Source organism: Micromonospora avicenniae, from assembly GCF_900156065.1.
Lineage (GTDB): Bacteria > Actinomycetota > Actinomycetes > Mycobacteriales > Micromonosporaceae > Micromonospora > Micromonospora avicenniae.
On record NZ_FTNF01000003.1, the window covers coordinates 204148 to 217198 of the forward strand.

15 protein-coding genes, 1 tRNA gene and 2 pseudogenes are annotated in these 13051 nt (G+C 71.1%); 11 read left to right on the forward strand and 7 right to left on the reverse strand.

Annotated elements, in window-relative coordinates:
* The first annotated feature begins 16 nt into the window (after positions 1-16).
* Positions 17-90, forward strand: a tRNA-Gly gene (locus BXA10_RS06610).
* 277 nt (positions 91-367) lie between these two features.
* On the opposite strand, the gene BXA10_RS06615 is transcribed toward BXA10_RS06610, so the two are convergent.
* On the reverse strand, positions 368-826 hold the full coding sequence (locus BXA10_RS06615) for a hypothetical protein (protein ID WP_076468642.1): 459 nt from the start codon (positions 824-826) through the stop codon (positions 368-370).
* A 332-nt stretch (positions 827-1158) separates the two neighbouring features.
* Between BXA10_RS06615 and BXA10_RS06620 the strand changes: the two genes are divergently transcribed.
* Both BXA10_RS06620 and BXA10_RS06625 read left to right on the forward strand, forming a co-directional pair.
* Complete coding sequence (locus BXA10_RS06620) at positions 1159-1734, forward strand: NUDIX hydrolase (protein WP_245828153.1); 576 nt, start codon at positions 1159-1161, stop codon at positions 1732-1734.
* Between the two features lie 103 nt (positions 1735-1837).
* Positions 1838-2386 (forward strand): hypothetical protein, encoded by a 549-nt coding sequence (locus BXA10_RS06625; protein WP_076468644.1) that lies wholly within the window; start codon positions 1838-1840, stop codon positions 2384-2386.
* Between the two features lie 45 nt (positions 2387-2431).
* Here the strand turns inward: BXA10_RS06625 and BXA10_RS06630 are convergent, their stop codons facing one another.
* On the reverse strand, positions 2432-2920 hold the full coding sequence (locus BXA10_RS06630) for a GNAT family N-acetyltransferase (protein ID WP_076468646.1): 489 nt from the start codon (positions 2918-2920) through the stop codon (positions 2432-2434).
* A gap of 39 nt (positions 2921-2959) precedes the next feature.
* Entirely contained in the window at positions 2960-3901 is a 942-nt protein-coding gene (locus BXA10_RS06635; RefSeq protein WP_076468648.1) for a hypothetical protein, read from the reverse strand.
* 68 nt (positions 3902-3969) lie between these two features.
* On the opposite strand from BXA10_RS06635, the gene BXA10_RS06640 reads away from it, so the two are divergent.
* Positions 3970-4851, forward strand: a complete 882-nt coding sequence (locus BXA10_RS06640) for an LLM class flavin-dependent oxidoreductase (protein WP_076468650.1) — start codon at positions 3970-3972, stop codon at positions 4849-4851.
* 23 nt (positions 4852-4874) lie between these two features.
* Here BXA10_RS06640 and BXA10_RS06645 read toward each other — a convergent pair whose 3' ends face one another.
* Positions 4875-5291 (reverse strand): ASCH domain-containing protein, encoded by a 417-nt coding sequence (locus BXA10_RS06645; RefSeq protein ID WP_076468652.1) that lies wholly within the window; start codon positions 5289-5291, stop codon positions 4875-4877.
* Between the two features lie 148 nt (positions 5292-5439).
* On the opposite strand from BXA10_RS06645, the gene BXA10_RS06650 reads away from it, so the two are divergent.
* Positions 5440-5970 carry an alpha/beta fold hydrolase gene (locus tag BXA10_RS06650; protein ID WP_076468655.1) on the forward strand — a complete coding sequence of 177 codons (531 nt, stop codon included), beginning with the start codon at positions 5440-5442 and terminating at the stop codon, positions 5968-5970.
* A gap of 37 nt (positions 5971-6007) precedes the next feature.
* On the opposite strand, the gene BXA10_RS06655 is transcribed toward BXA10_RS06650, so the two are convergent.
* On the reverse strand, positions 6008-6559 hold the full coding sequence (locus BXA10_RS06655; RefSeq protein ID WP_076468657.1) for a phosphoribosyltransferase family protein: 552 nt from the start codon (positions 6557-6559) through the stop codon (positions 6008-6010).
* 233 nt (positions 6560-6792) lie between these two features.
* Here BXA10_RS06655 and BXA10_RS06660 point away from each other — a divergent pair, with 233 nt between their 5' ends.
* From BXA10_RS06660 to BXA10_RS06675, 5 genes and pseudogenes are all read left to right on the forward strand, one after another.
* Positions 6793-7416 (forward strand): septal ring lytic transglycosylase RlpA family protein, encoded by a 624-nt coding sequence (locus tag BXA10_RS06660; RefSeq protein WP_084752272.1) that lies wholly within the window; start codon positions 6793-6795, stop codon positions 7414-7416.
* A 100-nt stretch (positions 7417-7516) separates the two neighbouring features.
* Positions 7517-7766: pseudogene (locus BXA10_RS32690) on the forward strand (serine/threonine-protein phosphatase); the annotation flags it as partial.
* Positions 7767-7831: 65 nt separating this feature from the next.
* Positions 7832-8671 (forward strand): annotated as a pseudogene (locus BXA10_RS06665) (PP2C family protein-serine/threonine phosphatase); the annotation flags it as partial.
* Positions 8672-8845: 174 nt separating this feature from the next.
* Complete coding sequence (locus tag BXA10_RS06670; protein WP_076469241.1) at positions 8846-10702, forward strand: acyl-CoA dehydrogenase; 1857 nt, start codon at positions 8846-8848, stop codon at positions 10700-10702.
* 297 nt (positions 10703-10999) lie between these two features.
* Positions 11000-11269: a DUF6458 family protein gene (locus BXA10_RS06675; protein WP_076468661.1), complete on the forward strand. Its 270-nt coding sequence runs from the start codon at positions 11000-11002 to the stop codon at positions 11267-11269.
* A 39-nt stretch (positions 11270-11308) separates the two neighbouring features.
* On the opposite strand, the gene BXA10_RS06680 is transcribed toward BXA10_RS06675, so the two are convergent.
* Positions 11309-11842, reverse strand: a complete 534-nt coding sequence (locus tag BXA10_RS06680; RefSeq protein WP_076468663.1) for a SixA phosphatase family protein — start codon at positions 11840-11842, stop codon at positions 11309-11311.
* Between the two features lie 114 nt (positions 11843-11956).
* Between BXA10_RS06680 and BXA10_RS06685 the strand changes: the two genes are divergently transcribed.
* Positions 11957-12244 carry a DUF6458 family protein gene (locus BXA10_RS06685; RefSeq protein WP_076468665.1) on the forward strand — a complete coding sequence of 96 codons (288 nt, stop codon included), beginning with the start codon at positions 11957-11959 and terminating at the stop codon, positions 12242-12244.
* A gap of 56 nt (positions 12245-12300) precedes the next feature.
* Here the strand turns inward: BXA10_RS06685 and trhA are convergent, their stop codons facing one another.
* Positions 12301-12978, reverse strand: a complete 678-nt coding sequence (trhA, locus tag BXA10_RS06690) for a PAQR family membrane homeostasis protein TrhA (RefSeq protein ID WP_076468667.1) — start codon at positions 12976-12978, stop codon at positions 12301-12303.
* Between the last annotated feature and the right edge of the window lie 73 nt (positions 12979-13051).

Here is a 13051-nt window from a genome sequence, read left to right on the forward strand (position 1 = left end):
GTACAGTGGTGCCGCTGCGGGTGTAGTTCAATGGCAGAACATCAGCTTCCCAAGCTGACAGTGCGGGTTCGATTCCCGTCACCCGCTCCAACCGAAAGGCCCTGGCCAGGACGACAGTCCGAGCCAGGGCCTTCGATGTTGTTGAGGTCGCAGCGCGCGGCGGCCCATCTGTGGGCCATCAGCCACGCTTCCAAGTAGCCTTTCTGCCCTTGCCCCACGGCCGTCTCCAGGGAAGCGGCGAGCCGGTGACGCCGGGGCGGCTGCCTTGCGCCTACCCCACCCAGGCAGCGAGATCTCGAACGGCGGGTGCCGTACTAATCACTCTGAACAGAGCGTCTTGTAGTGATGGCCGGCAAAGAGTCGGCACTCAGTTGTGGAGCGGGATAGCGGGGCACTCGAACTGCTTGACGACACCGGTGTCGATGGCGCTCCCAGCCGTCACCGCTGCCCGAACCTCGATGGCCGAGTCCAGCACCCCATCGCCGTCCAGGTCGCCGTTGGTCACGGCGGCGGCGTAGCCCGCAGGGAATGACAGCGCGTGAACCTGCCACCGGCCGCCGTTGTAGCCCGCGTCGCCTGGTGCGGCCTCGGCCACGTTCCGCTGCGCGTCCCCGAAGCTGTAGAGGACGTCCCATGCGCGGTCGGGTGCGCCGGTGTGCGACAAGTCCGTCGGGGTGCCAACGGTCCGGTAGAGCTCTCCATCCGCGTAGAAGGCCGGACCGGATACCCCAGCCGAGGCCTGTGCGGCCAGGCCCAGGACCGCGGCTGCGGCGACAGCCGCAGCCGCGCCGAATACACGCAGCGTGCGAACACGTACGTTCTGCATAGTTCCTCCCCAAGGTCCAATCGGCGCCAGAAGTGCGCCGGACTCCAAGGAAACAACACCGGACCCCGTATGAACTTACGAAACCGTGACAGGTTCAATTCGGAGCCCGTAGCTTGTGCAGGCGTGACGCCCCACCCCTTCCGTCAATGACACGCCGAGCCGGCCGGGGCGCGCCTGCCCTGCCCCGGCTGCTGGCGGCCTCCGGCCGGCGTCGGCCGGTCCGGACCGGCCACCCTCCTGAGCGCGCGCCGACGCGTGGTGTGACCGGCTCGACGAGCCTCGCCCGGCCGGACGGTCGACGGGTACTGCGGGCGGCTGGCAGCATTTGCCGGGTGCAGGTGAACGACGAGATCCGGGCCCTGGTCGAGGCGCTGGTACCCGTGGACGAACTGGAGGCGGAGCACCGAGCGGAGTGCCTGGCCTGGCTGGCCGGGACCCACGACATCTTCCGCCGGGAGAAGCCGCGGACCCCGTCGCCCCACCTGGTGGCGTATTTCCTGCTGCACGACGGGACGGACGGCAGCGTGCTGCTGGTCGATCACCGTAACGCCGGGAGGTGGCTGCCCAGCGGTGGCCACGTCGAACCCGGAGAGCACCCGGTCGAGACGGTACGTCGGGAGGTGCTGGAGGAGCTGGGCGTGCCGGCGGTGTTTCATCCGCGCTTCGGTGAGCGACCAACCTTCCTCACCGTCAGCCGGACGGTCGGCGCGCCGGCGGATCAGCACGTCGATGTGAGCCTCTGGTTCGTGTTGAGCGGCAGCCGCAGCCAGGAGTTCGTCCCCGACCTCGGCGAGTTCCGCGACGTCCGGTGGTGGACGCCGCAGGAAGTGGCCGCCGCCGCCCCGGCGACCGTCGAACCGCACCTTGGCCGGATGCTGGGCAAGCTGGTGAGCCTCACGGGCGGGTGAGCTGCGCGCGCTGTACGGGCACCTGACGGCGAAGTAGGTCCGCGACCGCCCCCGCGCCGGCGCACCTTGGCTCGCGATTGCATCCTGATGGCACGGTGATCGCATGCGTGCCGTGCTCACCCGACTGAACACCCGGCTCTGGCAGGCGGTCGGCTGTGGCCTGTTGCTGGTGGTCGGTGCGCTCCTGCTCTGGCTTCCGATCCACACACAGAACGCGCTCGACGACTGGGCCGTGGAACTGCGGGCGGGCGGCGAGCCGGCGCAGGCAATCATCTACGACCGGATCACGACGGCCCGTGGCAAGACCACCATGTACTTCCGCTACGACTTCGACCGCCGGACGTACGAGCAGGAGGTCCCCTGCGTCGAGGTGTGCCGGTCGTACGGCGAGAAGGTGCGGATCTGGGTGAACCGCTCGGACCCGACCGATTTCGTCACCGACTTCGAGCAGCTCAGCGGGCACCGAGGCCGCCTACAGGCCGGGCTGGGGGCCGCCGGTTTCGCGGCCCTGCTCCTAGGGGCTCTGACGACGCTGTCCCACATTCCGTGGGGGCGCTGGTTGCCTAGGCGTAGGCCGCTGCGGCGTGCTTCAGCAGTCCCGGGCGGTGCGTTCACGAGCAGGTCGAAGTACAAGCGGCGTGCCAGACGTTGAGCGACAGGCAATCAGCAAGCGCTGCGCTGGGCGCGGCCGGTTCTGTCAGACCGCCAACTCGAGGACGTGCCTGCGCCCGGGACGGCCGCTCAACACGACCGCACCGACGGGAGTGAAGCCGGTACGCCGCAACACCCCAAGTGAGCCCGCGTTGTCGAGCGCGGCCGATGCGTACAGCCGGCGCAGCCCGTACTCATCCCTGGCCAGCGCGCAGACTCGACGGACGCCGTCAGTGGCCACGCCGCGACCGGTAACCCGCTCCGCCACCCGGAAGCCCAGGTCCGCGCTGCCGTCGGCGGTGACGTCGACCAGGTTGAACCGACCCAGCACCGATCCGTCGTCGTCGAGCAGGAGGTGGAAGTGACACAGGCCGGCGGCCTGCTCGGCGAGCCGTTCGGCGTGCCGGGTGGGAAAATCCGCGAAGTAGTCGTCGCCCCGGTCCGGTATGGAGCGAGCGAAGAACTGCCGGTTGTCCCGCTCGAAGGCGAGCAGCGCGTCTGCGTGGCCGGCGGTCAGCCGCTGAAGTTCGGGCACCGAGCCAAACTAGCCGCCGGCTCGACTCTGGTCACCGGGTTAACGCGCGAACTCGGTGACCGCGGCGGAGAGCGGGTCGGCGTCGCGGCGGGGCATCGTGGCGAGCGCCAGCGCGAAGAGGGCGCAGACCGCACCGAGCACGAAGAACAGGGAGAGGCCGGGCTGGCCGAGCCACTCCCAGAGCGGGTGCCACACCGGGTGTGGTTCGTCGAGGTGGTGCCGCGACATGCTCGACCCGGCGAGCAGCACCGGTGCCCACCAGAACAGCATGGTGATCGCGTAGAGGACGGTCACGCCGTTGGCGGCAGGGTGCGGAGGCCGCGTCCGCCGGCTCGCCCAGGCGAAGACCAGCCCGCCGAGGAGGGCGCCGACCAGGCCACCGGCGACGCCGGCGGGCAGCACGGCGGGCGGGGTGGCCCGGTACACGGCCACGGTGAGGTGCGTGCCGTCGATCGACGGGTTCGCGAGCCATTGGATGTTGAGGGCGGTGTCGCCACGGCGCGCGACGAGGCTGATGTTGCTCGGTCCGCCGGTCGGTGTGCAGCCGCCGCCGGCCCGGCAGGTCACCTCGGGTTCGACGTGTGGCGGGAACGCGTGCCAGCCGGTCTCGCGGAGCCGGCGTTGCGCGAGCGCGAGCGTCTCCTGCTGCGCGGCCGGTGGCACGGCCTTCACGGTCGCCACGGTGGTGCCCTGCTGATACTCGCCCCCGTCGGGGAACAGCAGGGCCTTGAGATCCCGGGGACGCAGCGGCTGACTGTAGAAGGTGAACAGCGCGGCCCCCGTCTCGACCTCGTTGACCTCTCGGCCCGGTAGGACCTCGGCGACGATCGCGGTGGTTTCGGTGGCATCCGGCAAGGGGCGCGCGGTGTGCCAGGCGGCCCAGGTGGCGAGCGCGGCGCTGAAGAGGCCGCAGATGACGGCCGTGAGCGCGGCCCAGACGACGACGGTACGACTCTCCGGCCTACCCAGGCGTGCGCGCATGCCGGACGGTATATCGATGATCAACGTGTGGTCAAGGAATCCGTCGGTCGCGGGACTAGGCTGCGATCATGCGTATTGGCATCGTGATCCTCCCCGACCAGCGCTGGGCCGAGTCGCAGCGGCGCTGGCGGCAGGCGGACGAGTGGGGCTTCGACCACGCGTGGACGTACGACCACCTGGGCTGGCGTGACCTGGTCGACGGCCCCTGGTTCGACTCGATGACGACGCTCACCGCGGCGGCCACCGTGACGTCGCGGATCAAGCTCGGGACCCTGGTCGCCTCGCCCAACTTCCGTCACCCGGCCGCCTTCACCCGGCAGATCACCGCGCTGGACGACATCTCCGGTGGCCGTACGCTGCTCGGCGTCGGGTCCGGCGGGATCGGTTTCGACTCCGCCGTGCTGGGTGGGGAGACCCTCCCCCCACGGCAGCGGGTCGACCGGTTCGCGGAATTCGTCGAGCTGCTCGACCTGGTGCTGCGGGAGGACGGCACGACCTGGCGCGGCGAGTGGTTCACCGCCGTCGACGCCCGGAACAATCCCGGCTGCGTGCAGACGCCCCGCGTGCCGTTCGTGGTGGCCGCGAACGGCCCCCGCTCGATGCGGCTGGTGACCCGTTTCGGCCAGGGCTGGGTCACCACGGGTGACGGTGGTGACGACCTGGAGAGCTGGTGGGCCGGGGTCGCGGAGCTGTCGAAGCGGCTGGACCGGACGTTGGACGAGACCGGCCGTGACCCGGCCACGATCGACCGTTACCTCTCGCTGGACGCGGCCCCGGTCTTCTCGCTGAGCAGCGCACAGTTCTTCGCCGATCAGGTCGGGCGTGCCGCGGAACTGGGCTTCACCGACGTGGTGACGCACTGGCCGCGGGCCAGCAGCTGGTACGCGGGCGACGAGGAGACGCTGGTGGACGTGGCCACCCGGCTGCTGCCGGAGCTGCGCCGGGCCTGAGCCGCTCCGGGTCGATCGGCCAGTCAGGTGCCGATGACGCCGTCGTCGGTCGGGAGAAGGCGGAAGCGCAGGCAGACCACGTCGGTGTCGTCCGTGACCGGGGTGCCGAGTCGCGCCCAGTACGCGGCGTGGCCCGAGCGCCAGTCCTCGATCGACGGGTCACCCTCACCCTCAGAGCGGGCGAAGTCCCAGCTGACGTCGGCGAAACGGACCACCTCGACACCGGTGACCTCCACGACCCCGACCAGGTGGTCGTCGTCGTCGACCAGTACCAGCCGCTCGCCGACCCGCTCCAGTTCCTCGCCCTCCTCGGCGTACTCGGTGAGCAGACCGGCGGTCGCCGTCTTCACCCCGGCGAGCACCAGGCCGTTCAGGGTGCTCCGCAGCTCACCGGAAGTGCCGAGGGCGAGGGTGCGCAGTTCGCCGATCCGAGGCCACATCCTGCCGAGGCTAGGCGAGCGTGGGACCGTCCGCCGCTGCTTTTCCGGGCCCGGGGCCGGGAGGTCGCTGCGCGGCTCGCTCGTGGGCCCCGAGCGGCTGTGCCGGGCGTACGGTGACGGGAGCGGCAGTCGACCACGGGAGGCGACCATGGCGAAGCGACGTGCGGTGTTCATCCCCGGCATGGGGTACGACACCCGGGCGCCGTTGTTCGCGTACGTCGGTGAGTCGCTGCGCCGGGCCGGGTTCGCCCTCCACGAGATCGGTTGGGAGTTCCCGGCCGGGCTCGCCGCCGAGCAGCACGGCCCGTGGGTGGCGGAGCGCGTCCGTCCGGCCCTGACCGAGTCGACCGACCTGCTGGTGGGCAAGTCGCTCGGCAGCCTCGCCGCGCCGCTCGCCGCCGACCGGGCGCTGCCGGCGGTCTGGCTCACCCCGCTGCTGCACCTGCCCGAGGTGGTCGACGCGCTGCAGCGCGCGGAAGCCCCGTTCCTGCTGGTCGGGGGTGCCGCGGACCGGACGTGGGACAGCGCGGCGGCCCGCCGGCTCAGCCCGCACCTGGTGGAGATCCCGGAGGCGGATCATTCGCTGTTGTTGCCGGGGCCGCTGGTCCGCTCGGCCGAGGCGCTGGGCCGGGTCTGTACCGCCGTCGAGGAGTTCGTTCAGGTCATGTGGGGGAAGTAGCCGCCGACGTCGGGGCGCGCGACCGGCTCGACCGAGGTCACGCGTTCAGGTCGGCGCCCGAGACCAGCCCGCGTACCCGCAGCTCGGCGGCGGTCTCCGGGGTGCAGTCGACGGCGATGGCGGCGGTGCCGAGGGGTTCGGCCCCACGGGTCCGGCAGAGGTCGTAGAGGGCGCGTACCTGCGCGCCGGTCGCCACCCAGTCGTCCACCACCAGCACCCGGTCGCCGGGGCCGAGGTGCCGCTCCCGTACGGCCAGGTCGACCTGGCGGCCCCGGAAGTCCGGCGGGCTCTGCGCCCAGGTCAACGGGCCGGCCGGCAGTCGTCCGTCGCCGGGCTTGTGTGCCGGTACGAAGCCGACGCCGAGCGCGGTGGCGGCCAGCGGGCCGACCAGCAGGCCGGTGACTGCGGGGGCGAGCACCACGGTGGGCCGGGCGGCGCGGAACGGCGCCACTAGGGCCGGCCCGAGCTCGGCCAGCACCTCCGGGTCCCGCCACCAGCCGGAGATGTCGCTGACCAGGTGGGTGGAGCCTGGCCCGGGGTCGATCCAGCGGAACAACTCGACCAGACGTTCGCTCAGCTCAGCGGGCATCCGCCCATCCTCCGGCAGGGGCCGGACCCGCCGGTAGGCCGGGCTGTCGGTAGGGCCGGAGGACGCCGGCGGCACCGGGACAGGCACGGGCCGGGCGGTGGATCACGGGTCGGATGATCGGCTACACGTATACCTGCAAATGCGGGCATACCACCGTGATCACGTTGACTTCGGAAGTGCCTCTCTCGTTACGGTCCGACCCGGCTTGTTCAGCTGATGAAAGGACCGGGCTGGTGGCTGCTAGGCACTCCCGTACCCGCAGGATCTCCTCGCCGGCCGGCATCGCGGCGACGGCGGCGCTCGGCGTCGCGCTCGCCGTCGGGGGCACCGTCGGCGCCGTGCACCTGACCTCGGGTACGGACTCCCGGCCGGTCGCCATCGAGCTGACTCCCAGCACCGTGCCCACCAGCCTCGCGCCCAGCTCGCCTGCCGCGTCGCCGAGCCCCAGCGTGACACCGAGCGCCACCGCCAGCCCGACGCTGACCCGCTCCCCGCAGGCGGCCTCCCGGGGCAAGGCGCGTACGGCGGCCCCGAAGCCGACGGTGAAGAGGACCACGCCGGCCCCGAAGGTGGTCGACAGCGGCTCCTGCGGCGCCTCCTTCTACTCCGACGGCCAGCTGACCGCGAACGGGGAGACCTTCAACCCCGACGCGCTGACCGCGGCGCACAAGACCCTCCCGTTCGGCACGAAGGTCCGGGTGACCAACCCGGCGAACGGGAAGTCGGTCGTGGTACGGATCAACGACCGCGGCCCCTTCGTCGACGGGCGCTGCCTCGACCTGTCCCGGGCCGCCTTCGCCGACATCGCCCCCCTCGACGTCGGCGCGATGACCGTCCGGTACGAGGTGCTCGGCTGAGCCGATGCCCGGCGGCGATACGGCCGACGTCACGATCCGGCCGGACAGAACCTGCTCGGACGACGGGCCAGGTTCATTCACCCGTTCACGTCGATCAGGCATGCTGTGCTTCGTACGTACACATCCCTTCCAGCCGGGCCTGAGCCCGCTGAGCCCCGGATCCCGCGCCGGCCTCGGCGCGGCCGTCGCCCTGCTCGCGATCGTCTCCTTGGTGGAGCTGGCCGACGGCCGCGCGGCGCACTACATCGCGCTGATGGTGGCGGCGCCCTTCCTGGCCGCCGCGCTGGCGTCCTGGCGGGTGGTGCTGGGCGTCGGCGTCGCGGCAACCGCCGTCGGCGCCACTTTCGCGGCGACTGCCATGAACGCCACCGACGCCTCCTGTGACAGGTCCGTCTCGCTGATCAACGGGACGAGCGTGGTCGGCATCGCGCTCGCCACCGGGATCGCGGTGGCGGTGGCCTCGGTTCGGCAGCGGCAGGCCGAGCGGATCGCCGAGTTGTCCAAGCTCGCGGCGGTGGCCCAGCAGGCGGTGTTGCGTCCGCTCGGCCCGCAGGTCGGCACGCTGTCGGTCGCCGGGCGCTACATCTCGTCGACCGCGACGGCCGAGATCGGCGGCGACCTGTACGAGGCACTCGACACCCCGTACGGCGTACGCATGATCATCGGCGACGTGCGCGGCAAGGGGCTGGACGCCGTACGGCTGGCGAGCATCGTGCTGGGGTCGTACCGGCACGTGGCGTTCGAGCGGACCGACCTGCGCGCCGTCGTCGCCGATCTGGACCGGGCGGTGGCCCGCAGCGTCGGTGACGAGGACTTCGTCACCGCCGCGCTCGTGGAGGAGCGGGGCGGGACGCTCACCATCGTCAACTGTGGACATCCGCCGCCGCTGCTGCTGCGGCGGGGCGCGGTGATTCCGCTCGAGCCGCCCGCGCCGGCGCCCCCGCTCGGGTTCATGCCGGCGGTGCGGCCACGGGTCGAGCGGCTGGAGCCCGGCGACCGGCTGCTGCTCTTCACCGACGGGCTCGGTGAGGCGCGCCGCGACGGCGAGTTCTTCCCGACCGCCGACCGGGCCTGGCGGCTACTGGGCCACGGCACCGTCGCCGACGGGCTCGCGTCACTGGAGACGGCCCTGGTCGAGTGGGTGCACGGACGCCTCGACGACGACATCGCCCTGGTCCTGATGGAGTACACGGGTGCGCGCACCGGGGCAACGGCGGCCGTGCCGAGCTGGGAGGTCGGCACGGCCGAGAGCTGACGCCGCCCGGCAACGGGTCGTCACGCCTCGCGTGTACGGCGACCACCCCCGGTACGCCGGCCGCGATTGTGTAATCGCCGTCACTTCGGTGATCGGCTTGTCGCTGTCTACTTGCCGGTAATAGAGTCGGAGTTACTGATCGGTAACACCTGTCCGGAAGCGGGGCCAGTGAGCATGACCCACTACAAGAGCAACCTGCGGGACCTCGAGTTCAACCTGTTCGAGGTCTTTGGGGCGGACCGGGCGTTCGGCCAGGAGCCGTACTCCGAGCTCGACACCGACACCGCGCGCAGCATCCTCGCCGAGGTCGACCGCCTCGCCCGGGAGGACCTGGCCGCCAGCTACACGGACAGCGACCGCAACCCGCCGGTCTTCGACCCGGCCACGCACACCGCGCCACTGCCGGAGTCGTTCAAGAAGTCGTACCGGACCTTCATGGAGTCGGAGTTCTGGCGGCTGGACCTCCCGCCCGAGCTGGGCGGCACCAACGCTCCGCGGGCCCTCTGGTGGGCCCTCGCCGAGCTGGTGCTCGGTTCCAACGCTCCGGTCTGGATGTACGCGTCCGGCCCGTCCTTCGCGCACGTGCTGCACGTCGAGGGGACCGAACGGCAGAAGAAGTGGGCCAAACTCTTCGTCGAGAAGCAGTGGGGCTCGACCATGGTCCTCACCGAGCCGGACGCCGGCTCGGATGTCGGCGCCGGCCGCACCCGGGCCGTCCCGCAGCCGGACGGCTCGTGGCACATCGAGGGCGTCAAGCGTTTCATCACCTCTGGTGAGCACGACCTGACCGACAACATCGTCCACTACGTACTGGCCCGCCCGGTCGGTGTCGAGGGCGTCGGTGGCCCGGGCACCAAGGGCCTCTCGCTCTTCGTCGTGCCGAAGTACCACTTCGACGAGGAGACCGGCGAGCTGGGCGAGCGCAACGGCGTCTTTGCCACCAACGTCGAGCACAAGATGGGGCTGAAGGTCTCCAACACCTGCGAGCTGACCTTCGGCGAGCACGGCGTACCGGCCAGGGGCTGGCTGATGGGCGACAAGCACGAGGGCATCCGGCAGATGTTCATGATCATCGAGTACGCCCGGATGATGGTCGGCACCAAGGCGATCGCCGCCCTCTCCACCGGCTACCTGAACGCCCTCGAGTACGCCAAGAACCGGGTCCAGGGCGCCGATCTCATCCAGCAGGCCGACAAGACCGCGCCGCGGGTCACCATCACCAACCACCCCGACGTCCGGCGCTCGCTGCTGCTGCAGAAGTCGTACGTGGAGGGCCTGCGGGCGCTCGTGCTGTACACCGCGTGCTGGCAGGACAAGGTGGCCATCGCCGAGGCGGCCGGTGACGAGAAGGCCACCAGGCTCGCCAAGCGCGTCAACGACCTGCTTCTGCCGCTGGTCAAGGGCGTCGGCTCGGAGCGGGCGTACGAGCTGCTCGGACACGAGGCCCTCCAGACCTTCGGCGGCTCCGGCTTCCTCCAGGACTACCCGCTGGAGCAGTACGTCCGCGACTCCAAGATCGACACTCTGTACGAGGGCACCACCGCGATCCAGAGCCTCGACCTGGTGTTCCGGAAGATCGTCCGGGACAACGGCAAGGCCCTGGCGACGGTCGCCGGCGAGATTCAGGACTTCATCACCTCCGAGGGCGGCAACGGCCAGCTCAAGGAGGAGCGCCGGGCGCTCGGCAAGGCGCTCGCCGAGGTTCAGACGATGCTCGGCGTCATGACCGGCTGGTTGGGTGCCGCGCAGGCCGGTGACGCCCGGGCCCTCTACAAGGTCGGGTTGAGCAGCCGGCGGTTCCTGCTGGCCATCGGTGATCTGGTCGTCGGCTGGCTGCTGCAGAAGCAGGCCGAGGTGGCGCTGCGGGCGCTGAACGGTGAGCTCACCGCCGGCGACCAGGCGTTCTACACCGGCAAGGTGGCCGCCGCCCGGTTCTTCGCCCGCGAGGTGCTGCCCCGCATCGGCGCCGACCGGCGGATCATCGAGTCCGCCGACCTGGACATCATGGACTTGCCGGAAGAGGCGTTCTGAACCGTACCGCCCATGACACGGAACGGACGGCCGCACCATACGCGGTGATGACCGGCACGACGGCCGGCGGGGACCAACCCGCCGGCCGTCGGCCTTCCGGCCTCTTCCCGCCGATGCCGACGAGAACCCCCGCGAACGGGTGCGCGGCCGGATCGCACTGCCGAAGGCGGCCGAGGGACGTGGCCTGAGCAGGCATTCGGCAACTCCCCGCCGGGTAGCCGGCCGTCGTGGCGGGTAACCCCTGCGAGACCACGTCGGAACACGCCCGAACCCATCGCACGGGGGAGTCCAGCGGACATGGGCATTGGTAGCGGCATCTTCCTGATCGCGGTCGGCGCGATCCTGACCTTCGCCATCAGAGCCAACGTCTGGTGGGTCGACCTGCGCGCGGTCGGCTGGGTGTTCATCCTGGCCGGTCTGGCCGTCCTGCTCACCACGCTGTGGTACTGGCAGGATCGGCGCAAGCGGGCACGAACCCTCATCGTCGAGGAGAACCGGCTGTCCCATCCCACCGCGATGATGCCGCCGCCTCCCGACCCGCCGCCGCCCACCGCGCCGCCCTCCTGAGCCGCGCAGCGCTGAGCCACCCGTCCACCGGCGGGTGGCTCAGCTTCGTGCGGCGTACCGGTCGGTGAGCTGCGCCCGGCCCCGGTCGAGCTCCACCCACGGGCCGGCGCTCCGGTGCACCGCGAGTTCCGTCGTCCGTAGCTCCTCCGGCGCCCGCCCCGCGTCCAGCAGCGCGGAGAGCAGCGAGATGCCCGGATTGTGGGCGATCAGCAACACCGTCCGGGCGGCCGGGTCCACCCGGCGAACCAGCGCCAACAGGTCATCCGGGTGCGCCTCGTACGCGTCCGCCTCGTACCGGACATCTGGCCGGGGACCGGCGGAACCGCCCTCCGGCGGCGAGCCGGTCATCCCCATCGCCACACCGTGCCAGGTCTCCCGGGTGCGCCGGGCGGTCGAGCAGAGCACCACGTCCGGCAGCAGGCCGTGCTTGGCCAACCAGGCGCCGGCGGACTCGGCGTCGGCCCGCCCGCGAGTGGTGAGCGGGCGATCCGCGTCCGGCCCCTCCTCGGACTGCTCGGCCTTCGAGTGGCGCAGCAGCACCAGTGTCCGGGCTGCGGCGTACGCGTCCGTCATGCCCCCAGCTTGCCCGATTGGCGATCACGGTGCCGGGGTAAGTCGATGGATGCCGCAACCTCACCGATGGCCGCGGCGGAAGTTATCGCCAGCTGACAGCCGAGGAGGCGACCGATGGGCATTGGTGGCAGCATTTTCCTGATCGCGCTGGGTGCGATCTTCGCGTTCGCCGTGGAGGCCGACCTGGGTTGGCTCGACCTCGCCGTCGTCGGGTGGGTGCTGATGCTCGCCGGTGTCGCCGGCCTGCTCGTCACCCTCTACTTCTGGAACCGTCGGCGCGCGGTGGTCACCACCGCCCCGGCCAGGACCGACCGCGTCGTCACCGACCGGGTGGTGCCGGCCCAGGACGCCCGGGTCGTCGAGGAGTACCGCGAGGTACGCCGGCCGGGTCACCCCGTCTGACCCGTGCCGACTGCTCGTCGAGGGCCCCGTGACACCGCGGGGCCCTCGATCTGTGCTCAGGCGAAGAGCGCGAAGTAGATCGCGACGTGGTGGCAGATCGCGGCGAGCAGCGTGCAGGCGTGGAAGAACTCGTGGTGCCCGAAGACGGTGGGCCAGGGGTTCGGCCGGCGCAGCGCGTAGAAGACGGCTCCGGCGCTGTAGACGGCCCCGCCGGCGAGCAGCAGCACCAACGCGGTCACCCCGCCCTCGTGCAGGATCTGCGGGAGCATCGCCACCGCCACCCAGCCGAGCGCCAGGTAGAGCGGCGCGGAGACCCAGCGCGGTGCGTGCGGCCAGATCAGTTTGAGCGCCACGCCGGCGAGCGCGCCGCCCCAGACCAGCGAGAGCATCACCGTCGCCGGGCGCGCCGCCAGCAGCAGTACGCAGAACGGCGTGTACGTGCCGGCGATGAACACGAAGATCATCGAGTGGTCCATCCGGCGCATGACCTGGTAGCCGCGCTCCGACCACACCCGACGGTGGTAGAGCGCGCTGGTGCCGAAGAGCCCGCAGACGGTCAGGCTGTAGATGGCGCAGCTGATCACCGGTGCCAAGCCGGGGCGGGTGGCGGCGATCGCGCAGAGCACGATCCCGCAGACCAGGGCCACGAAGAACGCGTACGCGTGCAGCCAGCCGCGCATCCGGGGCTTGCCGATGTCGACCGGCTTCAGCCGGAACGGTGCGGAGGTGGTCACGCGAACAGGTTACGACACCGTAGGTTACTTGTAGGTAGTGCGTCTCGTCACCCGACGCATCGACGAATGTAGG